Raw genomic sequence first — 309 nt, forward strand, 5'->3', positions numbered from 1 at the left:
GAGATCCCTGCCCTGCCCCGAGGCACGCTGGCTCAGGGCGGCGACAGAGGGGAAACCACAGGGGTGATCAAAGAACGGGTGACGGAAGCGCGGGACCGCATGCACAGCCGCGGCGGCAAGATCAATGCCCTGCTCGGTACCCGCGAACTGGACCAGCACTGCGCGCTGACCAAAGCCGACGCCGAGTTCCTCGAAACCGCCCTGCACCAGCTCGGCCTGTCGATCCGCGCCTATCACCGGATCATCAAAGTCGCCCGCACCATCGCCGATCTGGCCGGCAAACCCGACATTGAACGGGCCCATCTGGCC

The 309-nt window shown here is 66.3% G+C and carries 1 protein-coding gene; it reads left to right on the forward strand.

Annotated features, from left to right (window positions below; genetic code table 11):
- On the forward strand, positions 1 to 309 hold a 309-nt coding region (locus ACYP03_RS25360; protein WP_459782582.1), incomplete at both ends, for a magnesium chelatase subunit ChlI family protein.

It is taken from the genome of Photobacterium sp. R1 (genome assembly GCF_054600795.1).